This window comes from bacterium (assembly GCA_021372615.1).
Classification (GTDB): Bacteria; Armatimonadota; Zipacnadia; order Zipacnadales; family UBA11051; genus JAJFUB01.
Window position 1 is genome coordinate 1 of the sequence record JAJFUB010000095.1, and the last position, 25,695, is coordinate 25,695.

A 25,695-nucleotide genomic window follows, 5' to 3' on the forward strand; every position below is an offset into this window, starting at 1 on the left:
TGCCTCACCCCCGACCCCTCTCCCTCGCCCGCCGTAGCCCGCAGGGCGAAGGCGGGCGAGGGAGGGGGGAGAAAGGCAGGAGATGCCACATCATGCGGCCCTGAGGCCACCAAGTGGCAATCCAGGACTCCCCTCTCCGGAGCGCAGTCGTATCGCGCGAGGGAGAGGGGCCGGGGGTGAGGACGCCGTCGCCGTCCCCGAATCCCGGCCGTCTACAGCTTCACGGCCTCGCCGGTCGCCATGGACTCGTTGGCCGCCAGGACGATGGCCAGTGACTTGGCAGCGTCCGGATAGCTGGACTTGAGCAGCGACTGGTCCTGTTTCTGGACGGCCTTGATGAAGGCGTCGTCAATGGCCTGGCCGTAGTCGTTGCCGGTCGGGTAGAAGTGCTCCTCGCGGCTCCCGCGCCTGATCCGCAGCGAGGTGCGCTCGGTGTACTCGTAGACCGACTGCTTGGACCAGATGTCAATGCCGTTCTTGCCGAGGGCCAGGCAGCAGGCCGAGAAGACCGTGCCGCACAGGCCGCTCTTGAACTGCAGGTTCACGGCGCTGGCGTCCTCGATGTTGTACTTGGGGACGTCCTTCATCAGGCCCTTGGAGCACACGGCCTGGACGCTCTTCACCTCGCCGAACAGGTAGCGGACCATGTCGAAGTGGTGGATGGTCTGCTCGACGGCCTGGCCGCCGGACTGCTCCTTGCGGCGCCACCAGGCCACGCCGGGCATGCCGCCCATCCAGTAGGCCTGGAAGACCGCCGGCGGGTTCTGCACGACCTCGTCCTTGAGGCGGGCAATGATGTCCTGGTAGCGGTCCTGGAAGCCGGCGGAGGAGATGATGCCGGCCTTGGTGACGGCGCGGGAGACCTTGTTGGCCAGTTCCATCGAGAGGGCCACGGGCTTTTCGACGAACAGGTGGAGGCCCTGCTTGGCGGCGATCAGTTCCTGCTCCTCGTGGGCGAAGGGCGGGAGGCCGACATAGACGGCGTCGAAGCAGGCCTGCTTGTACATCTGCTTGTAGTCGGTGAAGACCACTGCGTTGGCGGCGCCGAACTCCTGGGCCGTGGCCTGGGCGCGCTCCTCCTGCACGTCGCAGAAAGCCACCATCTCGGCGTCCTTGATCTTGGCCAGATGCCCCATGTGGTAGCGGCTGATGCCGCCGCAACCGACGAAGCCGATACGCACTGCCATAGTCAGATCATCCCTTTCGTGCGGGCCCCGGCAGACAGCCCGCCTACGGTCGCTGTCGCATGCCTCCCCGCCGCCACAAACCGCGCTACGTTCCCTGCCGCGCCGCAGTTCTCCTACCTGGACCACGAAAAAGGCCTCCCCATGCACGGCGGGGAGGCCTCGGTGGCACGTCCTTGCGGTCAGTCGGCCTGGATCGTGAACATCGAGGCAGAGGGTGCCTTGAGCCACTTGCAGTGGCCGTCCACGAAGGCGTAGTTGCGGCCGTCATTGTGGCGCGGACCGTTGCCCGTGCAGTAGTTGGCGTAGTCCTGGGCGGTCGAAGTGGCGCCGAGCCAGAACTCGAAGTTGCCGCCGCTGGAGCCTGACACCGTGTTCGTGTCCAGGAACAGGATCGTGTCCGCGGGGGACTCGACCTGCCCCAGGCTGTACTTGCCGTTGGAGAGTGAGCAGAAGCTCTGGTCCGGCGCCCAGTAGCTGTTCATGGGGATGAGCGCGGCGGTGCCGGCCCATGGCACCGCCCCGGAGCCACTGGGGCACACGAAGACCTGCGCGTTCTTGATGTACGGCAGGGCCAGGGCGCCGAAGCTGAACAGCCAGTTGGCATCACCTGGTATCTCGTAGATGTACGTGCCGGGCAACCGCTCGTCGTAGTCCTGGGTGTACTGCAGCAGGGCCAGGCCGATCTGCTTGGTGTTGCTCAGACACGACGATTGCCGCGCCTTCTCGCGGGCCTTGGCGAAGACGGGGAACAGGATCGCCGCCAGGATGGCAATGATGGCGATCACGACTAACAACTCTATGAGCGTGAAACCGCGTCTCATGGTGGCCTCCCTTACACGGGTCTACCCCTCCCACGCTAGTATTCCGCCGAGGGACACAGTTCTCCTGCCGGGCGGCCGCAGCAAGAAAGGCCTCCCCGCGCCAGGCGGGGAGGCCTCGAGTGCCGGCGGCAGCAGGGACGCCTAGTCTCCGGCGGCCAGGGTCCACATGCCCGGCAGGCTCTGCTTCAGCCACTTGGAGTGCCCGTCGCAGAAGGCCATGTTTAAGCCGTCGTTGTGGCGCTTGGCGACGCGGCAGTCAGGCGGCGACGCCCACCACTGGGGGACGTCTGTCTTGGTCGAGTTGTAGAAGTCCGGGTTGGTGCACTCCAGGTTCATGATCGTGCCGGCCGGGTCCTCAATCGTGCCGAGGGCTGCGCCGCTGACCGAGTAGGGCAAAGTGTACGAACCCGCCAGCGGATTGGGCAGCCCTGGCGGGCGGTAGTAGGTGTAGGTCCAGCTGCCGCTGGAGCAGATGAACATCTGGTTGTTCTTGGCGTAGGGCATGACCACGTCCTGGCACCAGTACAGGTTGTTCGTGCCCCCGGCCGGCATGTAGTTGTACATCCACGGGAAGCGTTCGTCGTAGTCCTGCGCGTACTGCAGGATCGCCAATCCGATCTGCTTCTCATTGCTCAGGCACGAGGTCTGTCGGGCCTTCTCGCGGGCCTTGGCGAAGACCGGGAACAGGATCGCCGCCAGGATGGCGATGATGGCGATCACAACCAGCAGTTCGATCAGTGTGAAGCCGCGTCGCATGGTGGCCTCCGTTACATTGGTCATTTCCTCCCATCGTAGTATTTCGTCGCTAGCCACAATTCTCCTGCCGGGTGGGCCGCAACAGAAAAGAAAGCCTCCCCGCGCAAGGCGGGGAGGCCTGGGTACTTCCGGACGACGCAGTTGCGCGCCCTAGTCGGCGGCGATCGTCCACATGTTGGGCATGCTCTTGCCGAGCCACTTGGTGTGGCCGTCGGCGAACAGCCAGTTGCTGCCGTTGTTGTGGCGCTTCTCAATGTTGCCGATACCGTTGGCAGCGTAGGCGTCCACTTCGGTCAGATAGGTGTTCAGCTCGATGTCGTTGGACTCGGCGATGAGAATGGTGTTGGAGGGATCCTGCAGCTCCCCGAGCGTGCAGGCGCCTCCGGAGCCGCGCATCGGGCCCGTGCCTCCGCCACCATTGCAGTTGGCCGAGTAGGAGTACAACAGCGGGTTGGGCTGGCCCGGCACACGGGCGGTTGGGTACGAGCCACTCGGGCTGTCGCTCGGGCACAGCAGAATCTGGTAGTTCTTGGTGTACGGCTGGATCAGGTCATCCCACCACTGCAGGTTGGCCCCGGTGCTGCCATAGCTGAAGTTGGGGCAGAGCATCTCGTCATAGTCCTGGGCGTAGGACAGGATGCCCAGGCCAAGCTGCTTCATGTTCGCCAGACAGCTCGACTGCCGGGCCTTCTCACGGGCCTTGGCGAAGACGGGGAAGAGAATTGCCGCCAGAATCGCGATGATAGCGATCACAACCAGCAACTCGATAAGCGTGAAACCTTTCCTCATGATTACCTCCGTTGGAGTGGATGCCTACGTCCCCCCATGAAGCCCCTACTATACCACATCCGGCCGCCATGAGTCTCCCCCTCCGCAGAGACTCCGCCGAGGGCTGCGACCTCTGGCCTCAGGCCCCCCTTCGTAGCCGCACAACCAGACGCGGGCCGGCGGCGTCAGAGGACGTCTAGGGTCTTGTGCTTGCGGTCCTGGTCTGAGCGGGATGAGCCGCAGGAGAAAAGAGGGCCTCCCCGCACGGTGCGGGGAGGCCTCGAGTACCGGCGGCAGCAGGGACGCCTAGTCCCCGGCTGCCAGCGTCCACATGCCCGGCGAGCTCTGCTTCAGCCACTTGGCGTGCCCGTCGCAGAAGACCATGTTGAAGCCGTCGTTGTGGCGTTTGGCGACGCGGTTATCCCAGCCGCTGGCCTGCGGGATGTCGGTCTTGACGTAGCCCCAGAAGTCAGGGTTGGTGCATTCCAGGTTCATGATCGTGCCGCTGGGGTCCTGGACCGTGCCCAGCGCTGCAGCACTGACCGAATAGGGCAACGTATAGGAGCCCACCAGCGGGTTGGGCAGCCCTGCCGGGCGCAACGTGCTGGTCGTCCAGTTGCCGCTGGCGCAGACGAACATCTGGTCGTTCTTGGCGTATGGCATGATAACGTCTTGGCACCAGTACAGGTTGTTCGTGCCCACAGCCGGCATGTAGCTGAACATGTAAGGCAAGCGCTCGTCATAATCCTGTGCATACTGCAGGATGGCAAGTCCGATCTGCTTCTCATTGCTCAGGCACGAGGTCTGCCTGGCCTTCTCACGGGCCTTGGCGAAGACGGGGAAGAGAATTGCCGCCAGAATCGCGATAATCGCGATCACGACTAGCAACTCAATAAGCGTGAAACCTCTCCTCATGACTACCTCCGTTGGAGTGGATGCCTACGTCCCCCCCACAAAGCCCCTACTGTACCACATCCGGCCGCCATGAGTCTCCCCCCTCGGTCGCGGCAAAGTCATCCCCGCCTCAGGCGCAGCTCCGGGCACCCCCCTATAGCCTCACCTCCCCGAACCCGGCCGGGACGTGGAAGCCTCCGCCTGTCGGGTTCCAGCACGTCGCCGTCTTCGCGTCGGCCTCCTCGCGGCCGAAGTTCATGCGCCAGAAGCCTTCGGCCTTGCCCCCCAGCGCCGCCAGCGGGATCGCGGCTTCCACCGTCCAGCCCTCCGCCGTCAGCCCCGTCTTGGCCTCCCAGGCGCAGTTCCAGCCGACCTGCTCGGAGGGCGCGCAGCGGGACTCCATGAGGGACCCCACGGCATTGACCCCGAAGTGGTAGTACGCCTCGCTCCCCGGCGGCTGCAGGAACAGCTCCACGCAGTCGTCAGCCCACACGTCGCCATCATGCGCGCGCTGCTGCGCGGTGGGTTTCGGTTGGCCGCCGCAGGTCACGGCCACGAACAGCCGGGTGGCGTCATGGCCCAGGAGCACGGTCGTCGGCCGGGCCGCGGGCTTGCCGTCGTCGGGCGCGCCGAAGCCCGTCAGCCGCGCGGCCCCGGCCCACTCCGCCTCACCGATCTGACCATCCAGCTTCGGGGCCGCCAGCGTGGGGCACAGCGCCCCGCGCACGGTCGGCAGCTCCGCCGTCCCCTCCTGCACTCCGTCAGCGGTGGGCACGCGGCAGGTCAGGCGCAGCTTCTCCCGCTTCTGCGCCAGCGCGTCCAGCTTCCCCGCCAGGGCAGCGGGCAGCGGCAGCTCCACCGCCGTTGGCACGCCGGCCTGCGCCTGGAACGCGATCGGCGCACAGAACACCTGCTCTCCGGCGACCGCGGCGGTGGCGTTCAGTTGCGCCCCGGCCGCCACCGGCAGCCACGACCGGACCTGTAGCGGCAGCGTGCCGCGCACGGCGCTCACTGCCCCGCCGGCGGCCTCCACCTGCAGCGCCGGGTGCAGCCTGAGCGTCGCCCGGCGCGTGAGCGTCACCTCCTGCTTGCCGAAGCGGAAGCGCGCGGTCGCATACACATCCTCCCAGCCCCAGGCCGACTGTGCGGGCATGGGGGCGCTCAGGCCCACCACGCGCGCCTCGCCGGCCTTCAGGCTCGTGGCTACCCCGGCCGGTGCGGCTCCCTCCAGCGCCACTCGCAGGCCGTCGAGCGACGCGCCGCCGGCCTTGACCGCGCAGCTCACCGTCGCCGGCGCACCCAGACCGGCATCCCCGAAGGGCGTGTCCCCGGTCGGGTGCACCGTCACGCCGGTCAGTGTCTGCGTCGCGCGGCCGAGCGACTCGGCGAAGTTCAGGACAGGCAGCAACAGGCAGCGGCGTTGGGGCGAGTCGGGCAGGCCCTCGGCGAGGGCGCGAAGCTTCTCATAGACCGGGCGCTGGGCGAGCGTGACGGCCAGCAAGTCCGGCTTCGCGGCCGGGGCCAGCCGGGCCTTGAGCGCATCGGCGGCCTGCCGGGGGGCGACGGTCATCTCCTGCGCCCGCGCCTTGCCGGCCTCGATCTTCGCCGAGGTGATCTCGACATCGTCCACTCGCGCCGTGCCCCAGTTGCGCTCGAAGAGGAACTGGAAGAAGCCGACGCTGTGGCCGGCGGGCAGCGTGAACTTGCCCTCGTAGGTCGCGACGCGGTCGCCGGTGGGCTGCAGGTCGCGGAAGTAGACGTACTCGTCGGTGGCCCAGTTGCCGTCCGGGCCCTTGACGCCGAAGCGCGGGGTCACGGCGCCGTTGCTGCCCTCGGGCCGTTGCCAGGAGTACTTGAAGCGCAGCGTGTACTCCTCGCCCGGGACGATGCCGACGCCCTGGTTCATGCCATGGTACGAGCCGTCGCCATGGCTGATGAACAGCGCGCTGCGCTTGCCCGAGATCGGGTGCTCCTCGTCCAGACGCCCCTCGGCGTCGCGCATGTTGCTCGGCGGCGCGGCCAGACCCCAGCCGTTCAGCCCGCCCTCGAAGCTGCCGTTGGCGACGACCGCACTGCCTGTCGTCTTCACCCAGGCCGCTTCGCGCGCCAGGCGGTCCAGCCAGAGTTGCGACTGATCCAGCCACAGCCGGGCGAGGGCCTCGCGCGTGCCGAGGGCGATGACCTCGGTGCGGTCGGGCGGCACCGGCACACCCGTCACTGCCAGTGTCTTGCCCTGCCGGGCGATCCGCGCCCCCCGGTCACTCACCAGCAGCCACGCCGTCAGCCCGTCGAGGCGCCCGCCGGGCAGGGCCCCGGCGTCCACCGTCACACTCGCCGTCGCCGCCTCCTTCCCGGCGTTGCGCAGGGCCAGGAACGTCACGTTCGCCAGCCCGCCTGCGCCCGGACCGTAGCGCTCGACGAGCACCTCCGGCCGGTCGGTCTGGGCCCGCGTGACCGGCTGCCAGCCGGCCTCGTCCAGCCACGCGATTAGCGGCTCGAACGACCGGTAGAGCGGCCGCGACGGCTCGTACTCGGCGGGGTCGTTGAAGCGCGCAGTGCCCGGGTGCACGGCATAGAACAGGCAGCGGTGCATCCCGCGCTCCTTCTCCTCCCACGAGCGCTTCGGGTCCACGAACCCGTACTGCATCCAACTGATCGGCTTGTGGTAGCCGCAGAAGCGCAGGTAGCGGTAGTGGGCGTCATCGGAGATGCCGCAGGCGCTGGCCTCGCCCCCACCGATCATGTCCAGCAGTGGGATCCAGTACGTCATCTCCGGCGGGCCGGTGTTGCCGATCACGAGGCGTCCCTCGGCCCGCATCCTGTCGGCAATCTGCTGGCTGATCTCAAAGCAACTGAAGGCATGCAACTGCACGGGCGTCTTGGTCTTGTAGCTCGGCACGAGCGGCGTGTCGGCATACTGCCACTGCTCGCGACGGAAGTTCTCGTCAAAGAACCCCACATAGCCGCACACGCTGTCGAGATACACGCCGCCCAGGCTGCCGCCGGAGGCCTTCGTCCTGTCGTAGGCAGGCAGTATCTCTCCATCCCAGGTCACGGAGTTGCGGCTGGGCTTGGGCAGGTCCGGGTCGGGGTTCAGGCACAGGCAGGACAGGAAGTTGCCCGGCGACCAGGTCTGCGTGTAGTGGCTCCAGATCCACTGGCCGTTGCGGTCCTCGATGGCCGAGTTCACCTCCGCCTGCGCCACCTCGCGGCGCGGCAGGCCCCAGAACTTCTGCTCCGGCGGGGCTTGGAGCTTGTCGGTGATGAACTGCCGCATCTCCTCGGGCTTCATCATGTAGACATTGCGCCCGTAGCGGTCCTTGCCATCGGCCGGGGGCTTGTTGCCGAAGCCCTCGTAGATGCCCCAGCACTCGGTGTAGACGAAGGTCGCGATGCCATGGGCATCGTTGTAGCCGGCGTGGTCCAGGCCGTGCTCCTCAAAGCGGAAGCCCCAGTCCCACGGGCAGGCCATCAGGCTCGGGTTCAGGCCAATGAGCCAGATCCCGCCGGCCCCGGCGCGGCGCTGCTCGTACGCAGGGAAGAGCTGGTAGTACCGGGAGATGGCCGAGCGGAAGCCCCATGCCGGCTCATGGGCATAGACCAGCAGGCGGAGGGTCGTCCTGCAGGGCGACTTCCTGGCATCCGGCGACAGGCCGATGTCGAACTCGGCCTCCAGGGCCTGCCGGGCGGCGTCATAGGCGAGGCGGAAGACCTGCGGCTCGTGGACGGGAACGGCGAGGGACAGCCCCAAGGCGTCCCCCCCCTGGCCCCCCCCTGAAGGGGGGGGAACAGCTTGGGCCTGCCCCGCCCCTGAGGGGCGGGGAACAGCTTGGGCCTGGCCGGTCCCTGGAGCGGGGGGCGGTTGTGTTCCCCCTCCCTTCAGGGAGGGGGTAGGGGGTAGGCCGCCGTTCCTGGCGGACGGCGACCCCGTCACCGCACAGCACGGATACCGCGAGACGTTCCGCTGCCCGCCCCACGAGATCAGCTTGTCATAGTGCCTGTCGGCCTCGATGACACGCGGGGCGCCCATGTCATCCCACCAGCGCCAGCCCGTCGCCTGCAGCGGCAGCGCCACGCGAACCACCAGCGCCCGGTCGCGCGGCGGATCGGCCACCACGGTGAGCGTCAGCTCCTGGGCGAGGCCCCGAGGCTTCCAGGCGCCGGTGAAGGCCAACTCGGAGCCGCGTCCCTGGAAGGCCCCGGTGCTCCCGGTTACGGGCACCGGGACGAAGCTGTCGCCGGCGGCGAGGTCGCGCACCTGCAGCCACTGCGCGCTGCTGCCGAGGGACCGTCCCTGGGCCTGCCAGCTCAGTTGCTCGCCCTCCAGTTGCACGGACACCTGCGCGGTCACGGGTGCGAGCGTGAGCAGCAGCAGAACCGGCATACTCCACAGACGACCACTGCGGACCGACGCGGTAGGCATGGCACTGACTCCTTGGGCGGTGGTGGGCACGAATTCGTGCTATCAGGGCCGGGTACCTGCGCCGCTGGGCCCTTGCCCTCTCGGAGGTACGCCCCACAACGTCAGCGAAGCACCACTCCATCCCTCTCGGTGCGGAGGCCTCCATGAGATACGCCGCCCTCGCCGCCCTGCTGTGCTGCTCCCTCGTCCACGCCCAGTTCGCTGCGGAGGTGAACCGCCTGGGCGGCCTGGACCGCCTCACGCTGAACGGGGCCCTCATCGGGCGCGACCTCCGCGTCGTTGTGGTCAAGCCCCAGTGGGCCGGGAGCCTGGGCCAGCAGGCGGAAGGGGGCGGTCTGACCGTCACCGAGACCACCGAGGGCGCCGTGCGCGTCTTCCGGGGCGAGTTCGCCGCCGAGGGGAAGCCCATCGCCTTCGAGGAGCGCCTGCAGGTCAGCGACCGGGAGGTCGTCCTGCGCTGGAAGCTCACCCCCTCAGCCGACCTGGAGACCCAGTTGATCGTCGTCCGCGCCGACATCCCCACCGTCGGCAATGCCGGCCAGGGCTCCTTCCTCGTCAGTGACGGCGATATCGCCGAGGAGAAGCCCCTGCCCGCCGACCTGCCCAGCCCCTATCACCTCGGCGGCGCCTCCCGGATGGCCTGGTTCGCGTGGCGACTGCCCGGCGGTCTGGGCCTGCAGATGACGCCCGACGGCACCGGCATCACCGGGGTCAGCTTCCAGGACGACCGGCAGTTCAGGATGAACGCCTTCGAGGCCCAGTTCCCCGTCGCGGGCACGTTCGGCCTGAAGGCCAACCGGACATACGAGTTCGGGCTGACCCTGCGCCCGTTCGACCAGGCTGCCTATGACGCCGAGCGGCAGAGGATCGTGGACCTGTCCAAGGCGCTGGAGGTGTCGCTCACGTCCGCCAAACCCCTGGCCCTGCGCGGCCTGAAGCTCAGCAGCCCCCGCGTCCCCGTCTACGGCAAGCTGGAGCTGGACCTGGACCTGGACGCCACCTACGACAACCCCTTCGACCCCGCCGACATTGACGTGATGGCGACCTTCACCGGCCCCGGCGGAAGGACGGTATCCGTGCCCGGTTTCTTCTACCAGGGCTATGCCTGGCTGGGCCAGGAGCCCGGTCGTCGCTTGCGCACCGTGGGCCCGCCCGGCTGGAAGGTGCGCTTTGCGCCGCCGCAAGCCGGTCCGTGGACGGTGCAGGTGACGGCCCGCGACCGCAGCGGCCAGGTCACTGGCAAGCCCGCCCGCTTCACCGCCGTCGCCGCCGCCGATCCGGGCTTCATCCGTGTGGGAGGGGTCGCCGACCCCGACCGGTCGCGGTCGGTGACCGCTCCCACAAGTCCGCACTATCTGCAGTTCGACAACGGCCAGCCCTACTTCGCGGTAGGCGAGAACATCTGCTGGGACAGCGGCGGCAACGTCAACCGCTATGCGCAGTGGTTCCAGTCGCTGGGGGCAGCCGGAGGCAACTACTGCCGCATCTGGCTGGTGCGCTGGAACATGGCCCTGGAGTGGACGCCCGGCAAGGGCAGCGGCACCTACTACGGTCTGGGCAAGTACGCGCTCGACAACGCCTACAAGCTCGATTGGGTCATGGAGCAGGCGCGGGCGCACGGCATCCGCTGCATGCTGTGCCTGGGCTACCATGGCGAGTTGATGAACGTGAAGGCCTACTTCGGCGAGAACTGCTGGCACGAGAGCCCATACAGCCAGGCGAACGGCGGCCCCTGCGCCGAGCCTAAGGACTTCTGGACCAACGAGCAGGCCCGCCGGGCCTATCAGCAGCGCCTGCGCTACACTGTGGCTCGCTACGGTTGGGATACGCACATCAAGTCCTGGGAGCTGTGGAACGAGGTGAACGCGCCGGTCCCGTGGGTCAAGGAGATGGCGGCGTACCTGCAGGCTCATGACCCGAACCGCCACCTGGTCACGACCACTTACGGCAATGAGGAAGTCTGGAACCTGCCGGAGATGGACTACGCGCAGGACCATTCCTATGGCAGCGACGAGGGGCGCCCGCAGACCGCCGCCGCCATCGCCGACCTGTGCCTGCGGTACACGACCAAGTACCCCAAGCCCTTCATGGTCGGGGAGTTCGGCATTGACTGGAAGACGGGCGACAACACGCACGACCCCAAGGGCCTCGGCACCAGCCTGCACGACGGCCTCTGGGCCTCGGTGATGACCCGGTCCTGCGGCGCCGCCGCTGTCTGGTACTGGGACGGCTACGTCCACCCGCTCAACCAGTACCGCGAGTTCGCCGCCCTCCGCAAGTTCGTGGACACGGTGCCCTGGACGAAGCTGGCCCTGCAGCCTGCCACGTTCGAGCGGCCTGTGCTCCCGGTGCAGCCCGACGCGCCGTGGGGCGATCTTGTCGTCCAGGGCGCCGCCAGGTGGGCCCGCCAGCCCGAGGGCGACCAGACCGTCAACCCCGACGGCACGGTCACCGGCTCGGACAAGTTCTCACATCTCGTCTTCTCGCCCTCGAAGCCTGACCTGAAGGCTCCCCTGCGGTTCCGCGTCACCTACCCGCAGGCCGGCAAGCTGGTCTTCCGCGTCGGCACGGTCAGCCAGGGGGCGGTACTCCATGTGCGCGTGGATGGGCAGGAGGTCTGGACGAAGGAGCTACTGGCCGGGGAGGGGCAGGGGGAGTGGAAGTCCACCAAATGGGTGGAGCAATACAAGATCTGGCAGAGCCTCTACGGCAAGGACTACGAAGTCCCCATCCCGGCCGGGCCCCATGTCATCGAGATCGAGAACACCGGCAAGGACTGGGTGGAGGTCAGCCCGTACACCTTCACCGGCTGCCGCGATCCGCAGTATGCCCAGATGGACACCTACGGCCTGCGCACCGATGACTTGGCCCTCGTATGGCTGCACGACCGGGAGAGCAACTGGTACAGCGACAAGTACGGGCGCACACCCGGGGCCGTGCGGGGCCTGCAGGTGCCGCTGACCGGCCTGCGCGATGGGGCTTACCGGCTGGAGTGGTGGGACACCCGCCAGGGCACGGTGCTGCAGACCACCAGGGCCACATGCGCCGGGGGGAAGCTCCTGATCCAGGCGCCGGACTTCACCCGCGACATTGCGGTGAAGGTGATGCAGTAGCGTGGAGGCAGCTCAGGCGCTGTAGTCCTCAGATCACCGGCGCGCCGAAATGGTGCTTGACCCACCGGGCGATGGCGGCATTGGTCTGCTGCGGGCACTCGAGGTTGACGAAGTGCCCCGCCCCCTGCAGGATCACCACCTCGCTGGGCCCGCCCAGTTGGTCGAGGCGCAGTTGCTGGCGTAGCACCTCGGCCTCCCCGGCGCGGTAGTGCGTGCGGCCGCCGTAGATCCCCAGCACAGGGCACTTGATGGCCGGCAGCCAGGGCACGGCGTTGAAGGCGCGGACGCTCGGCCAGATGACGTCATAGTTCGCCTGCGGCATCCGCGCGATGATCTCCTCGCGCCGGGCCTCGACCCACTGCCGCACCTCCGGGTACGCCCCCTCGACCCACATCTCGGGCAGATAGCGCGCGTTGAGCGCCAGGTCGGGGAAGGAGTCCACGAGCACGATCCCGCGCACCAGCGTCGGGGCCTCGTGGGCGATCTGCAGGGCGATCATGCCCCCCAGGGAGTGGCCCATCAGCACCCGGGCCTGCCCCTGCATGCCCTCCGCCACCCACCCGGCCAGCCCCGATAGCGACCGCCCGACCTCCCGCGCCACTCCGCCATGGTACGGCAGGTCCGGCACCCACAGCAGCCACCGGAGTGACTCAAGGTGGGGGACCTGCGGGTGCCAGAAGCGGCTGTCGCAGCCGAAGCCGTGGATGAGCGTGATTGAGGCAGGCATGAGGGCAGATTCGCGTTGCGAGGTGCGAGCACCTGCGGTGGGCGGGGGCCGTCAGCGCCGGAGGCGCGGCCGACGACGGCGACCCGCTCGGAGGAGGCCGGGGGCGCCAACCGGTCGTGGGGCCCCGCCCCTACGGGGCACCCCACGACTCCATCGAGGAGAGGAGGGGGGTACCGGGGTGACGGGGGCTTCCGCCCCCGCCTAGACTGAGCCGCGCCTCCGGCGCCAACGGCCCCCACCGGTTGCCGTTGAGGCCCGGAGGGCCGACTCAATCTAGGCGGGCGCGGCAGCGCCCGTCCGCCGGCTCCCTCATTCCCCCTTCGAAGGGCGTCGGGAGGCTTCTGTGCATCGAGCCGTGGCACCCTCGGGGCGCTACGGTCGCGACGGCAGGCCGGTCAGGCTCGTGATCCACACCCAGTTGCCGCGCTGCTTCTTGACTGGCTCGCCGCCGAGCAGCAGCAGGTCGCGGCCCTGCCGCACCGGCGCGGCGCAGGCCGTGGCGCGGGGCAGCCTGCCGACCGGGCTGTACGTGCGGGCCGCGGGGTCGTAGCGCAGGACCTCCGCCGTGAAGCCGAAGTCATCGCCCTGGCCGGCGCACTCCTCCTCGGTGGCGGTGAAGCCCCCGCACAGGAGCAGGCCGCCGCGGCCGTCGGCGACGGCGGTCCAGGCGCGGTTGGCGGCCGGGGCGTCCGGCAGTCGCTCCCAGTGGTCGCCGCGCGGCGAGTAGCAGTAGGCGTCGCTGAGGTTCCGCACGACCTTCCGGTCATCCAGACGACAGCCGCCGAAGACATAGAAACGCCCGCCGCAAGCCGCGGCGGCATGGATGACGCGCGCGGGGCCCGGCAGCGGCGCCAGCGTCCGCCAGCCGCTCTCCAGGTCCTGGAGGTCCAGGGCGAACAGTGTGGCCGTGGCCTGGTCGAGCTTGCCCGGGTCGGGGGTGCCGCCGACGACATACAGCGTGTGGCCGATCCGCCCGCCGGCGGCATAGACACGCGGCGCGGGCAGGCGCGGCAGGCTTTCGGCCGTCAGCCGCCCCCCGTGCCAGCGCAGGCGTGTGCAGCGGTCCGAGCCATGCTGCCCGTCCCCGCCGCCGATGAGGCACAGGGCCTGTCCCGTCCCGGTCCCGACCGCATCCCCGACGGGCTCGGGCAGCAGGCCCACGGCTTCCCAGCGGTCTGCCGCCACGTCATAGGCCGACACGTCGCACAGCCAGCGCTTCTGACCGCCCTGCCAGGTCGTACCCCCGGCGCACAGCACCCGGGTGCCGACGGAGGCGACGCAGTGCCCGCCGACCGGCGTCGGCAGGTCGGCGCCGTGGCGCCAGACCAGGTCACTCTCGGCGGCCCACACGGCGCCGACGGCCGCCACCGCCAGACAGGCAGTAGCCACGGTGCGGATAGTCATGTATGCTATCATGCGGTGTCAGCGTCCCTTCGGGCCCGTCGTAGTCCCGGCGGCGCAGCCTTTCCCGCTGGCGGCTCGATGCACCTGCCGCCGAGCCGCTAGGTGCACCCCGCAGCCACGCCGCAGGAACCCGACCCGCGCCGGGGCATGACCCGGCCGACATCGTCGCAGAGGTACAGTTCATGTCGAAGCATCCGTTGCTGATTGCCGCGCTGCTGATCCTGGCGGCCTATCTCGCGCTGGCCGCCACTTCGACGGTCTGGGGCACCGATGAGCCGCGCTTCTCCGGGGCAGCCGTCAACATGGTGCGCAGCGGCAACTACCTGTACGCCACCTTCAACGGTGAAGTGCGCGCCTACAAGCCGATCATGATCTACTGGCTCATGTCGGTGCCGGTGCGCCTCTTCGGGCCGACCGCGTTCGCCTGCCGCTTCTGGTCGCCGGTAGGGGCGGCGTTGGCCTGCCTGCTGACTGGCCTGATCGGCCGACGGCTCTTTGACGAGCGCACGGGCCTGATGGCCATGGTGTGCCTGGCGCTCTCGCCGCTGATGATCCAGTGCGGCGCCGCCGCGACAGTGGACGCCGTGCTGCTGGCGGTGATCGTCGGGGCCATGCTGACCTTCGTCGCAGCCCTGCAGCGCGGCCCCTCCGTGGGGCACTACGCCCTGCTGCTTGTCCTCACGGCGGCCGCCCTGCTGCTCAAAGGCCCGGCCGGGCTGCTGGTGCCGGTGTTCATCATCCCGCCGACCTGGTGGCTGCTGCGCAGGCAGACGCCGCTGCGCTTCTCGTACCTGGTCTGGGTCGAGGTCATGCTGCTGCTGGGCGTGGGAGTATTCCTGGTCTGGGCCCTGCCGGCCAACCGCGCGACGGCCGGGGTCGTCCTGCACCAGGGCATCAGCGAGCACGTCGTGGGCCGGGCGCTGCACCCGATGGAGGGCCACGGCACGTATTCCGTCACGATGCTACCCTACTATCTCCTGGCGGTTCTGGCCGCCTTCTTCCCCTGGACGCTCTATCTGCCCGGCGCCATCTCGGCGACGCTGGGCCGGCGGCTCGGCTCGCCGCTGGTGCGCGCCCTGCTGATCGGCTGGACCATCCCCGTCCTCGGCCTGCTCACGGTCGTGGCCACGAAGCTGCCGCACTACGCGCTGCCGGTGTGGCCGGCCCTGGCGCTTGCCGTGGCGGCCATGTGCCAGGCCGCCAGCCGGGGTGAACTGGCCCCGCGCGACGAGGCCTGGCTGCGCCGGGGCGTGTGGTTCATGGCCCCGATTGGCGTGCTGCTGGCCGTGGGCCTGGCCGTATGGCCCTGGCTCATGCCGACCACCGCCATACGCCTGCCCGCGGCGCTGATTGCCGTGGTGTTCCTGGCGATGACGATCCTCGCGGTCCGCTACCACCGTCGCGGCAGCCACACCCGGGCCTTTGGGACGCTGGCGGTGGGCATGGCGCTGTTCTTCGCCCTCGCCACCGGCGTCATGGCGCCGGCGCTGGAGCAGTACAAGATCGGCCCGGCCTTCGGCCGGCTGCCGGCCATCCAGTCCCTCCCGCGCGACATCCCCATGGCCGCCTCGGGCTATCGCCGCTCCGAACTGGTCTTCAGCCTGGATCGGGGGAACATCGAGATGCTGATGGGCGCCCCGGCGGTGGACGCCTGGGTGCAGCAGCCGCAGCCGGGCCTGCTGTTCATCAGCGACAGAGCCCTGCGCAAGCTGGAGGAGCGGCTCGGGCCGCAGGGGATGAAGGTAGTCGCGGCAGTCGAGGGACTGGACTTCGAGGAGGCCCGGTGGGTCAAGGTCCTGGCCGTGCAGCGCCCCGGCCATCCGCCCACCGCACCAGCATCGCCGGCAGCACCTACGTCGCCCCCGGCCCCGGCCGCACCCCCGGCCCCGCCCGGAGCGGGGTAGACGCAACCCGGCGTGCACTACCGACCGTCACACCGACGCCGCGTCGGAGCGCCCGGCGTCACCATACCCAGCCAGGAGGCTGAAGCCAATGAGTCAGTTCGAGAACGTCACCGCCGTCCGCGAAGCCAACATCCACTTCGACGGGCAGGTGACCAGCCGCACGATCCTGTTCCCCGATGGCACGCGCAAGACGCTGGGCATCATGCTGCCGGGCGACTACGAGTTCGGCACCGCCGCCGCCGAGACCATGGAGATTCTGGCCGGCGATCTGACCGTCAAGCTGCCGGGTAGCGACGCATGGGTCGCGTTCGCCGCGGGGCAGACCTTCGAGGTCCCCGCCAACTCGAAGTTCCAGTTGCGCGTGACGGCCGTCACCGACTATTGCTGCTCCTACGCGGAGTAGGGAGGCATCGGGGTCTGTAGGGCGGGGTACGCCCGACAGGGGTCTCGGGCGATGGGGCGGTACGCCCGACACTCTTGTCGGGCGACGGGGCGATACGCCCGACAGGAGTGTCGGGCGTACCAACGCCCCCCCCGCCCTACAGACCCCCCCCCGCCCTACCGTTCCGGCAGCTTGCCCCCGCAGTCGGTGAACACATTCCCCTCGCGCACTGTCGCCTCCCATAGCCCCGGCACGCTCTCGACCACCCCGACGGCGCAGCGGCTGATGACATTGCCCCGGACCAGGTTCGGCAGAGGCTTGCCGAGGCGGTCTGGCCCCAGCCACAACGCCGCGCAGCGCGGCTCGTCGAAGCCACTGATCTGGTTGTCGCGCAGCTCGTAGCGGCTCTGCACGCTCACCGCCTGCCGCACCCCGCTGACCTCGCCCCGGCTGATCTGGTTGCCCACGAAGCGGCTGGTCTCGCTGCCGCTGTTGTCGAGGATGACCGGGTTCAGGCACCCGGTGAGGGTGTTGTCATGGAGGCTCCAGTTGGCCGGGCCGGGTGGGCATATCTCGAAGCCGTCGCCCACCTTCATGTCGCGTGGTGCTTTGAGCTTGAAGCGCAACGTGGCCGGGTCGTAGCTGTCAATGACTGACGTGCCGGCCACCTTGCCGCTGTCCAGCCAGATGATCTGCCAGCCCTGGTACTGATGGGTGTAGCGCCACTCCAGCGGCAGCGACGCCTCCATGAAGGTCGTGCTGTCAATCACCTGTGTCACGGCGGAGGCGGCGCGTCCGGTCACGAGTCCCGTGCCGCAGTTGCGCACCAGGTTGCCGTGGACCGTCAGGTGCAGCGCCGGGTCGCGCAGCCGCAGGCCCGTGACCCGCGGGTCGCACTCGCCCCGGACGTAGATCTGGTTGTCGGCGATCGTCACCTCGGAGGCATCCACGCTGATCCCGGTGCGGTTGGCCGGCCTGTCCCCGGCATACGTCATGTCAATGATGTTGTTGCTGATGACGGCGCTACGCGAGGGATACGAGCCCCAGTCGAGGGGGGCATCCGGCTTGTACCATGGCAGCGACGGCCGCACGGTGGCGCTGGAGACGGTGATCGCGTTGCCGTTGTAGTTGATGAACAGGTTGTTCGAGATGACCACCTGCGAAGAGCCATGGTTGACCGCAATGCCGCCGCAGCGCCCGAGGCCCTCGAAAACGTTGTCGCAGACGAACGCCTGCCCGCAACCGAGTTCGTTGAGGTCCTCATAGCGGTGGCTCATGTCGCCGACGGTGATGGCGCCAGTGTTGCGGAAGTACGACCCGACGACCCGCAGGAAGCGCGCCGGCATCTCGGCGGCATGCCACCCCGCCCCATCCACGCGGCAGTACAGGATGCTCGTGTTCTCCGCGCGGTCGTTGTTGTTGAAGGCGTTGGCCGCGCAGTCGGTGACGCTGCAGCGCAGGTACGTCAGCGACTTCTGGTACTGCGGCGGCTCGGTCTTGCCCGCCCGCGCCGGTCCCTGCGCATAGAACGCCTCGTTGGACATGCGCCGGGCGTGGACGTTCTCGATCAGCACCCGCTCCGTCCCCGACATCCCCACCGCGTTGCAGCCCTTGAGGCCGTTGGGCCAGTAGCCGTAGCCGCTGCAGGTCCGGAACGACAGCGGCGCCTCGGCCAGCCCCGTGTGGCCGACCATGGTGAAGTTGCGGATGGTCACTTCCGTCCCGCCCGACAGCGAGAAGCAGGAGCCGTCGCCGTCGCTGATGTCGAGCACGGTGGTGGTGGCGGTCGCCCCCTCCAGGACCAGACCCGCCGGCTTACTCACCCGCAGGCCACCGGGAATGCGGTAGTGCCCGGCAGGGAAGAGCACGTTGCACTTGTTGCGGAGGGCCAGGTTGATGGCGCGTTGCAGGGCCTCGCGGTCAGTGTGCCGGACGACGGCGTCGGGGGCCGCGCGGTTGGCCGCTTCGCTGAGGGTCAGCACCTTGCCCTCGATCTTCTGGATGGTGGCGACCAGTTGGTCCCGGGCCGAGAACGTCACCATCTGCCCCGGCTTCCATTCCTGGCGCTTGAACCGCACCTCCACCCCGCCGCTCAGCGGCTGCCAGTCGTGGGTGACCGGCACCTTCGCACCCGCCCAGGGCTGAGCGATGTCGCCCTTCCAGCGGAACGTGACCGGGTCAGCGCCGTCAATCTCCACGATGTACGCCAGCCAACTCCCGGCGCTGCCATCGTAGCCGCGCATTTCCAGGGAGTCGCCCAGCGCGCGGCTGGTGGAATAGGGCTCCCCTGGTCCGTACTGCCTCGGCCCCACGTAGCGGATGTTGCACCTCGAGACCGTGACCTGCTGGCCGACCTGGAAGTCACCCACGTCGGCCACGGTGATCTGGTTCGAGCCGGCGGCGGTGGTGGCTGTCGTCTCGAACTCCGACCCCGAGGCGCCCACGTCGCGCACGTTCAGCCATCCGCCCGTCCCCGCTTGGGGCAGCGCCTCCCAGCGCACGTTGTCAATGGTGTAGATCACGTCCTGCTTGGGTGACCCGAGGTACAGCGCGAGGTTGGCCACGCGGCGCAGGTCCCAGCCGAAGTCCTGCAGGCAGAGCGTGATCCCCTTGTTCCAGCCGGGCTTGAGCGTCCCCAGGGCGACCGTCACGGCATCCTTGCGGTCCAGGGCGCACAGCTGGGCGCCGAAGTACACGGCGTCGGGGGTCTCGAGGAACAGGTCCATGACCAGCAACTGCCGGGCCGACCAGTTCGGCTCCGTCTTCGGGTACAGCCACAGTGCCGGCCAACTGGGCTTCTCGGAGCCCTTCGCGACCACACGCAGGGCCCACTGCCCGTCGGTGGCATGCTCCTGCACCCGCGTGCCGCTGATGTTGTCGCGGAGCACGAACGGGTTGTCCGCCTCCGTCTCGAAGGACGCCACCTTGCCGGTGGCCGGCGCGGGCGGCACGACGGCGTCCGTCTGCGCCAGGCAGGCCGCGAGTGGCGCCAGCAGCATCGCGACCATGCAGACGACGGACTTGGCGGGGTGGCAGGTCATGTCAACTCCTCGTAGCTAGCGCAGCTTCTCCAGCATCTCGCCGATCTCGATCCGCACCACATCCACACAGGCCCGGTCGCGCGGCTTGTCCCAGGCCATCTCGGGAGCCTTGTACTCCGAGATATTGGCCCCCCGAGCCGACAGCACCCGATCCGCAGCCCCGGCCAGTAGCTTCCGGGCCTGCGGCAGGAGCCTGTGCCGTGGCTGCGTGCGCTCCAGTTCGCCCACCCGGTCGCGCAGCAGGCACAGGTACTCGAAGTCGCCGACACTCTCCCGGATCGCCTCCATGTGCTTGCCCGCGGTGACGGAATCCGGGGCAATGAATAGCGGCGAGTAGGAGGTGTCCTTCTGCACGTAGTCGTTCCACGAGCTACCCCCGCCGTTGCCACCGAAGGCCCAGAAGAAGCTGCCCTCCGCGCCCATCGCGAAGGCGCTCCAGGCCTGCAGGCGGTAGTAGGCGAGCGGATCGAGGGGGCGGGTCGGCCCCCAGCATGAATACAGGCACAGACCCTTCCCCGCAGTTCGCTGTCGCCGGTAGACCTCCATCTGCGCGTCGTCCGACGCGGCCATCAGCGACGGGCGGTGCGGACACATGATGTCCACCGCCGCCAGCAACTCCGGCGTGCAGCGTTCCACGGGCCGCGTGCCGTCATCCCAGATGGACACGGCCGGCTCGGCTGCCTTGATGGCCTGCGACCAGGCGATGATCAGGCGGTCCTCCTCCACGCTCTGCGGCTCATCCAGCAGCAGCAGGAACAGGCGCTCCGGGCCGATCCCGAGCGTCTTCAGGTGCGCCACCCAGAAGTGGATCCAGGTCGCCACCTTCGTGGCAAACAGCGGGTCATCCGGCTTCGGCCCGGGGAGGCCGTCCACCCGACAGAAGACCTGGTAGCGGCGGGCCTGTGGCCAGTCGCGGACCCAGTTGTCCAGGTTGCGGGTGCTGGGCGGCTTGGCGAACCGCCCGGCGGCGTCGAACTCACCCAGCGGGAGAGTGCCCGACGTCGCCCAGGGCGAGTCCACGAAGCGGCTCTGCAGGTGGGCGATGAAGGCCGCCCGGTTCTGGGGCGTCACGCCGAACAGGTTGCCGTCGGTGTAGTCCCAGCCGCCGACATGCAGCCTCGGCCGGGCGGGGAACTGCAGGTCGAACACCCGCACCGTCAGGGGCACGCGCAAGGGCCTGGCGGTCGCGCCCTCGATCCGCAGCGTCCCCCGGTGTATGCCCGGGGCCAGGCCACTGGCCGTGACCGAGAACCAGACCTGTCGGGTCATGCCCGCGGGCAGGGACACCTCGGTGCGGTCGTCGCGTGCCGTGAGTTCGGGCAGTGCCGCCGCCACCAGCACCCCCGCCGGCGTGTCCGTCCAGGCCACGTCATGCACGCGGATCCCGGTGGCCGCGAAGCCCGCCGGCAACCCCTCGAAGGCCAGCCTGGCGGCCATGGCCTGCGCGGTGCAGTTCGTGAGGTTCAGGGCACAGGCCCGGGTCTCGCCCTGCATGGCCGCGACGGCGAGTGCGGGAGGGGGTGGGGAGGAGGGCAGGTCCATGGGAGCCAGATAGTCCCACGGGTTAGCGCGCCAGGCTACCAGCGGCGGCCGCCCCAGCACCGCGCGCGCCGCGCCCTGCAGCGCATAGATGCGCTCATGCACCCGGTCGAACGGCAGCACCCCGCGGAAGGTCTTCGGGTCCACCGCCGGCAGGTCCTGGATCGGCCCCTCGAGGGCCGCTGCCTCACGCAGGAGACGCTGACGTGCCGCCGCCGGAAGCTTCGCTCGCTCCAACGCGGCGCGGACCGTCTCCAGGTCCAGGCCCAGGCGGCGCTTGAGCGTGGCCATGAACGGATCGGCGTCGAAGTACTCGGGCGGGTAGTTGACCGCCCGGCCGGGCAGAGCCGCCTGCAGCCACGTCTCCTCGCCCCGATACACCTCGATCTCATCCACGAAGGTGCAGTTGCCTACCGGGGCGATCAGCAGTTTGACATACCGGCCGTGCGTGCGCAGGCTGTTGGTCTGGAAGCGCTGCACGGTGTACGTGCCATCGGGCGCCGGGGGTGTGCTGCTGAGCTTCAGCAGGTCGCCCAGCTCGTGATAGGCCCGTCCATCCGCGCTCACCAGGACCCGGATGGCCGAGGGCCACTTGACGCCCGCGATCCCCGCGGCGGAGTTGAACGACAGGCCCCGAATGGGGATGTCGGCGCCCAGGTCGAGGGTGATGACCAGGTCCTGCATCCGCACCCAGCCCACGGTGCTCTTCTGGGTCCAGAAGTACCCCACCGTGTACTGCCCGTCGGTGAGCTGCGTGGTGTCTCCGGGGTCGGTGCAGTAGGGATAGCCCGGCGTCGGCTGCAGTGTATAGCGCTTCCCGCGCGCCACGTTCTCAGTGGTGACGCCGCCCGGCCGGGCCGCGCGCAGCGCCTGCGCTTCCTCCGGGGAGATGACCTGGACTTCGTCGAAGGCGACGCGGGCGGCTGGGGCGCTGCGGTCGGGGGAGTGCAGTCGCGTGAGGTCGCTCCACAGCTCCACCACCGCCGCCCCGCCCTCGCCCGTGGTGAACTCGGCGAAGTACGGCTGCCAGACCCCGGCGGGGCCCTCGCCGACCAGCCGGACCAGTTCAGCCCCCTCGGCCCCCGCCAGGCGCAGCCGCACCACCGGTCTGCTGTCTCCCTCGGCCTTCATGGCGCACGTCAGCACCAGCCGGGCGCGAGCGGGCAGGGAGATGGCCTGCGTGACCGGCTGCGTCGCCAGGCCCGCTGGCGCGACATGCTGCAAGGAGTCATTCCCGCTGTAGCCGTCGGCGTTGGTGCAGGCCCAGCGGCCGCCCGCCGGCACGACCCAGCCCTCCGGCAGCCGGCCATCGGCTGCCGACAGGCGTGTGAAGCCGCCGTTGTGCACCAGCGGCTCGGCGGCCCAGAGGACGCCCGACGACAGCGTCAGCAGGACTACGAGTCCCAGGAGCCTCGCCCTACCCGACCCCTCATGCTGCCGGCCAACCATGGCGCGCCTCGCTTGCTGTGGGCTACGTACGGGGTCCAGCGGCCACCGGTCACGGAGATGCCTCTGCCTCCGGCCACAGAGCCCGCACCGCGCCCCCCACTTCCCCTTCCGGTTCGGCGTTCCTCCTCGCCTCCTCCTGGCAGGAGGCCCACGCCGCTGACGGAGGAGCCCACTGTGGCACGGACGGACGAAGGAAGAAAGGAGGAATGTGCGCCCGGCGTGCGAACTGACGGGCTTGGCCGTCTGAGGCCAGAACCGACCAAGAACGAAGGTGCAGCAATGCGCAGCAGAGGTTTCACGCTCATCGAGCTATTGGTAGTCATCGCGATCATTGCCATACTGGCCGCGATCCTCTTCCCCGTGTTCGCCAAGGCCCGCGAGAAGGCGCGGCAAGCCAGTTGCCAGTCCAACGAGAAGCAGATCGCCCTGAGCATCCTGATGTACTGCCAGGACTTCGATGGCAGGTTCTCGTCGCAGTGGATCCACCCCGGCCCGTACTACTGCTGGCCGGACCTCCTGGTCCCGTACATGAAGAACAGCCAGGTGCTGCGGTGCCCGTCGAACCAGAACCTCAAGACGGGCGTGGGCATACTGCAGACCAACTACGGCGTCAACGACCCGCACGTGACGGTGGATGGCGGCGGCTCCAACACCGAGTCGCTAGACCACTACGCCCGCCCCGCCGAGGTCATCATGCTGGCCGACTCGGCGACGACCGGCACCCAGGTCTGCCCGAGCATCTACTGCCCGATCGAAGTACCCGGCCGCTTCAGCGGCACCTACTCGGTGGGGATGATCCACAACGAGGGCACGAACTGCGGGTTCGTGGACGGCCACGTGAAGTGGCTCAAGACCCAGCAGATCAGGCAGACGCCCACCGCGACCAGCGACATGTGGGGGCATTTCGGTTAGGAGTGCCTCGGCGCCCCGCCGCCCGGACGCGGTCCCCTGGTCTGCGGCAGGTCGGCCCGGTCCCGCTCGGATCGCCTGTCGCGGTCAGCCTCTGTCACCTGCTCCAGGATCCACCAGGCGCAGGCCGCCACGCCCACCGCCAGGCTCACGCCCCGGATGATGGCGGGTCCCCATTGAGGCTGATCCCCTCTCGCGAGGCCCACCGCCGCGGTGAGCCACCCCAGCGCCACGATCCCCAGGGCCAGCAGGGCGGCGTTCCGGCTGGCGCGCTTCAGCAGGTCCAGCATGAGGCGCTTGGATGCCTCGCCCGTGGGACTCGTGGGCCGCGTCTGTCGCAGCCTCCGGATCGCCTTCCGCAGTTGGTCGGCCACCCACCAGAGGAAGGGGATGACACCTGCCGCCAGGCCCACACGCAGCACGGTCGCGAGCAGTCCGACGTGCAAGACCAGCGAAGCCGACGCCACCATGGAGAGCGCCAGCATGACCAGTGCGGCCCTCCCGAGGGCCCGCCACAGCTCCGCTCCCCAGTGCTCCTCCCCCCGGAACACCCTGAACTCGCCGCGGCATGAGGGGCACATGTTCCAGGGCGTCCGGGGTGTCACCGACATCTTCGCCTGCCAGGGCGCCATCTGGTCGGTCTCAGCCGAGCCCAGGGCATCGGTCCAGTCTCCTGCGACCGTCATGAGCAGCCAGCGGGTCGGGATCCCTCGGGGTGGCGTGGGACAGAAGCCCTCGCCGAACGTGGCTACGACCATATCATCGGGGTAGGACTCGAGGCCTGCATCTACACTGGCGCCACACAGATCGCACATCCCCCCGGGTCCTCGGCGTAGGTAGCTTCCCCAGAGGGAGCCGAGCAGATGAGAGAGGGCAGAGGGCGGGGCGCTGGTCGCTCCTGGGCCGTGTCTGCCCCTTGGGGCGAGCAGACCGCCTCCGCACGACAGACACTGAGCGTCGTGGGCGAGCACCTCGGCGCCACAGAACGGGCAACGTCTGTTGCCGGTCAGTCCCCCTGACATGGTTCCCTCCCGAAGTCCTTGCTGCACTTCCGGAGCAACCCTGTCTCTACCCTCGCCCCCGGGCAAACGGTGATCGCCGGCGTGGCCGGACGGAGACCGGCGCTGCTATCTCACTGCCGCGCCCGCCCCTCCGCGTCCGCCGCCTTCAGCGCCGCCACGACATCGGCCGGCGCGACGGGCCGCGGCTCGTTGTGCATGGTATCCCCCTCGGCGCACGCCGCCTCCGCGACCTTCAGCAGGTCCTCGTCAGGCGCGTCCGGCGGCAGGCCAATCTGCTCGAGCGTGAGGGGGAGGCCGATCTCCTCGCAGAAGTCGTAGACCTCGTCCACCATCTCCCGTGGCTGATCGGTCAGGAACAGCCCCGCTTGCGTGCCGATGGCCACCTTCTCCCCGTGCATGGCCCCGTGGGTGGCCGGCAGGACCGTGAGGCCGTTGTGGATGGCATGGGCGGCGGCCAGGCCGCCGCTCTCGAAGCCCAGCCCCGAGAGCAGCGTATTCGCCTCGACGATCCGCTCCACGGCCGGCGTGATTGCCCCACTCTCGGCGGCGCGCTTGGCCATGGCGCCGTACTCCAGCAGCGTCTCGTAGCACAGCCGCGCCAGCTCATACGCCGCGTATGAGCCCAGGTCGCCACTCATGTTGGCGGAGAAGGCCTGGCGGCAGGAGTAGGCCTCAAACCACGTGGCGAGCGCGTCGCCCATCCCTGAGACCAGGAAGCGTATCGGGGCCGTGGCGACGACCTGCGTATCCACCAGCACCAGGGCCGGGTTGGTCGGCAGGAACAGGTAACGCTGGAACTGGCCGTCGGGGGTGTAGACCACGCTGAGCGCGCTCGTCGGCGCATCGGTGGAAGCGGCGGTCGGCACCGACGCGGCGGGCACACCCGCCGCGAACCCCGCGGCCTTGGCGGTGTCGAGTGACTTGCCGCCGCCGATGCCGGCGATGCTGCTCGCGCCGAACTCGCGGGCGGCCTGCACCACGCGCTCGATCTCGTCATCACAGCATTCGCCGCCGAAGCGCTCGACGCGCAGCTCGACGTCCTGCTCAATGGCGGTGCGGAAGGCGGGGAGGACGTTGTCGCAGACGAAGGGGCTGCAGATGGCGAGGGCCTTCGGGCCGAACCGCTTCAGTTCCTGGCCCAGGCGCGCCATGGCGCCCACGCCCTGCACATAGCGTCCGGGGAATATGGTCGTGCGGAACACGGACATCACCTGCCGATCGGGGTTCCACGGGCCAGACGGGGTGCGCGGCACCGCTGTCCTGGCAATTGCCTGGCCATAACGTATCATTCTGCGCAGCCGCTCCGGCCACCTGCTCGCACGTCCTCCGCCAGGCACGGCGGTAGCGGCTTCCCCT

The 25,695-nt window shown here is 69.1% G+C and carries 16 protein-coding genes; 4 read left to right on the forward strand and 12 right to left on the reverse strand.

Annotated elements, in window-relative coordinates; all coding sequences use genetic code 11:
* Positions 1–212: 212 nt before the first annotated feature.
* The 6 genes from LLH23_14960 to LLH23_14985 form a co-directional block, all read right to left on the reverse strand.
* Positions 213–1,187 carry a Gfo/Idh/MocA family oxidoreductase gene (locus LLH23_14960; protein MCE5239765.1) on the reverse strand — a complete coding sequence of 325 codons (975 nt, stop codon included), beginning with the start codon at positions 1,185–1,187 and terminating at the stop codon, positions 213–215.
* A 179-nt stretch (positions 1,188–1,366) separates the two neighbouring features.
* Positions 1,367–2,008 carry a DUF1559 domain-containing protein gene (locus LLH23_14965; protein MCE5239766.1) on the reverse strand — a complete coding sequence of 214 codons (642 nt, stop codon included), beginning with the start codon at positions 2,006–2,008 and terminating at the stop codon, positions 1,367–1,369.
* A 141-nt stretch (positions 2,009–2,149) separates the two neighbouring features.
* The gene (locus LLH23_14970; GenBank protein ID MCE5239767.1) at positions 2,150–2,764 is read right to left on the reverse strand and encodes a DUF1559 domain-containing protein; all 615 of its coding nucleotides are present in this window, start codon (positions 2,762–2,764) and stop codon (positions 2,150–2,152) included.
* 150 nt (positions 2,765–2,914) lie between these two features.
* The gene (locus LLH23_14975; GenBank protein ID MCE5239768.1) at positions 2,915–3,553 is read right to left on the reverse strand and encodes a DUF1559 domain-containing protein; all 639 of its coding nucleotides are present in this window, start codon (positions 3,551–3,553) and stop codon (positions 2,915–2,917) included.
* A 285-nt stretch (positions 3,554–3,838) separates the two neighbouring features.
* Complete coding sequence (locus tag LLH23_14980) at positions 3,839–4,447, reverse strand: DUF1559 domain-containing protein (protein MCE5239769.1); 609 nt, start codon at positions 4,445–4,447, stop codon at positions 3,839–3,841.
* Between the two features lie 133 nt (positions 4,448–4,580).
* Positions 4,581–8,849 carry a hypothetical protein gene (locus tag LLH23_14985; protein ID MCE5239770.1) on the reverse strand — a complete coding sequence of 1,423 codons (4,269 nt, stop codon included), beginning with the start codon at positions 8,847–8,849 and terminating at the stop codon, positions 4,581–4,583.
* Between the two features lie 143 nt (positions 8,850–8,992).
* On the opposite strand from LLH23_14985, the gene LLH23_14990 reads away from it, so the two are divergent.
* Complete coding sequence (locus LLH23_14990; GenBank protein MCE5239771.1) at positions 8,993–11,962, forward strand: DUF5060 domain-containing protein; 2,970 nt, start codon at positions 8,993–8,995, stop codon at positions 11,960–11,962.
* Between the two features lie 28 nt (positions 11,963–11,990).
* On the opposite strand, the gene LLH23_14995 is transcribed toward LLH23_14990, so the two are convergent.
* A complete protein-coding gene (locus tag LLH23_14995) occupies positions 11,991–12,689 on the reverse strand; it encodes an alpha/beta hydrolase (protein MCE5239772.1) in 699 nt (232 codons plus the stop codon).
* A 372-nt stretch (positions 12,690–13,061) separates the two neighbouring features.
* On the reverse strand, positions 13,062–14,093 hold the full coding sequence (locus LLH23_15000) for a hypothetical protein (GenBank protein ID MCE5239773.1): 1,032 nt from the start codon (positions 14,091–14,093) through the stop codon (positions 13,062–13,064).
* Between the two features lie 182 nt (positions 14,094–14,275).
* On the opposite strand from LLH23_15000, the gene LLH23_15005 reads away from it, so the two are divergent.
* Together LLH23_15005 and LLH23_15010 are read left to right on the forward strand one after the other, a co-directional pair.
* A complete protein-coding gene (locus LLH23_15005) occupies positions 14,276–15,997 on the forward strand; it encodes a glycosyltransferase family 39 protein (protein MCE5239774.1) in 1,722 nt (573 codons plus the stop codon).
* Positions 15,998–16,085: 88 nt separating this feature from the next.
* On the forward strand, positions 16,086–16,400 hold the full coding sequence (locus tag LLH23_15010; protein MCE5239775.1) for a pyrimidine/purine nucleoside phosphorylase: 315 nt from the start codon (positions 16,086–16,088) through the stop codon (positions 16,398–16,400).
* A gap of 155 nt (positions 16,401–16,555) precedes the next feature.
* Here the strand turns inward: LLH23_15010 and LLH23_15015 are convergent, their stop codons facing one another.
* Together LLH23_15015 and LLH23_15020 are read right to left on the reverse strand one after the other, a co-directional pair.
* Positions 16,556–19,420: a hypothetical protein gene (locus tag LLH23_15015; GenBank protein MCE5239776.1), complete on the reverse strand. Its 2,865-nt coding sequence runs from the start codon at positions 19,418–19,420 to the stop codon at positions 16,556–16,558.
* Between the two features lie 15 nt (positions 19,421–19,435).
* A complete protein-coding gene (locus LLH23_15020; protein MCE5239777.1) occupies positions 19,436–22,408 on the reverse strand; it encodes a hypothetical protein in 2,973 nt (990 codons plus the stop codon).
* A 279-nt stretch (positions 22,409–22,687) separates the two neighbouring features.
* Between LLH23_15020 and LLH23_15025 the strand changes: the two genes are divergently transcribed.
* Positions 22,688–23,320, forward strand: a complete 633-nt coding sequence (locus LLH23_15025) for a DUF1559 domain-containing protein (protein MCE5239778.1) — start codon at positions 22,688–22,690, stop codon at positions 23,318–23,320.
* On the opposite strand, the gene LLH23_15030 is transcribed toward LLH23_15025, so the two are convergent.
* Positions 23,317–24,132 (reverse strand): hypothetical protein, encoded by an 816-nt coding sequence (locus tag LLH23_15030; protein ID MCE5239779.1) that lies wholly within the window; start codon positions 24,130–24,132, stop codon positions 23,317–23,319. The two genes, LLH23_15025 and LLH23_15030, sit on opposite strands and share 4 nt — an antisense overlap.
* 317 nt (positions 24,133–24,449) lie before the next feature.
* Complete coding sequence (locus LLH23_15035; protein MCE5239780.1) at positions 24,450–25,541, reverse strand: glycerol dehydrogenase; 1,092 nt, start codon at positions 25,539–25,541, stop codon at positions 24,450–24,452.
* Between the last annotated feature and the right edge of the window lie 154 nt (positions 25,542–25,695).

Bases quoted from the DNA above. Each gene is read 5' to 3' on its own strand.
- LLH23_14960 (MCE5239765.1), bottom strand. From the start codon at position 1,187: ATGGCAGTGCGTATCGGCTTCGTCGGTTGCGGCGGCATCAGCCGCTAC.
- LLH23_14965 (MCE5239766.1), bottom strand. From the start codon at position 2,008: ATGAGACGCGGTTTCACGCTCATAGAGTTGTTAGTCGTGATCGCCATC.
- LLH23_14970 (MCE5239767.1), bottom strand. From the start codon at position 2,764: ATGCGACGCGGCTTCACACTGATCGAACTGCTGGTTGTGATCGCCATC.
- LLH23_14975 (MCE5239768.1), bottom strand. From the start codon at position 3,553: ATGAGGAAAGGTTTCACGCTTATCGAGTTGCTGGTTGTGATCGCTATC.
- LLH23_14980 (MCE5239769.1), bottom strand. From the start codon at position 4,447: ATGAGGAGAGGTTTCACGCTTATTGAGTTGCTAGTCGTGATCGCGATT.
- LLH23_14985 (MCE5239770.1), bottom strand. From the start codon at position 8,849: ATGCCTACCGCGTCGGTCCGCAGTGGTCGTCTGTGGAGTATGCCGGTT.
- LLH23_14990 (MCE5239771.1), top strand. From the start codon at position 8,993: ATGAGATACGCCGCCCTCGCCGCCCTGCTGTGCTGCTCCCTCGTCCAC.
- LLH23_14995 (MCE5239772.1), bottom strand. From the start codon at position 12,689: ATGCCTGCCTCAATCACGCTCATCCACGGCTTCGGCTGCGACAGCCGC.
- LLH23_15000 (MCE5239773.1), bottom strand. From the start codon at position 14,093: ATGACTATCCGCACCGTGGCTACTGCCTGTCTGGCGGTGGCGGCCGTC.
- LLH23_15005 (MCE5239774.1), top strand. From the start codon at position 14,276: ATGTCGAAGCATCCGTTGCTGATTGCCGCGCTGCTGATCCTGGCGGCC.
- LLH23_15010 (MCE5239775.1), top strand. From the start codon at position 16,086: ATGAGTCAGTTCGAGAACGTCACCGCCGTCCGCGAAGCCAACATCCAC.
- LLH23_15015 (MCE5239776.1), bottom strand. From the start codon at position 19,420: ATGACCTGCCACCCCGCCAAGTCCGTCGTCTGCATGGTCGCGATGCTG.
- LLH23_15020 (MCE5239777.1), bottom strand. From the start codon at position 22,408: ATGGTTGGCCGGCAGCATGAGGGGTCGGGTAGGGCGAGGCTCCTGGGA.
- LLH23_15025 (MCE5239778.1), top strand. From the start codon at position 22,688: ATGCGCAGCAGAGGTTTCACGCTCATCGAGCTATTGGTAGTCATCGCG.
- LLH23_15030 (MCE5239779.1), bottom strand. From the start codon at position 24,132: ATGTGCGATCTGTGTGGCGCCAGTGTAGATGCAGGCCTCGAGTCCTAC.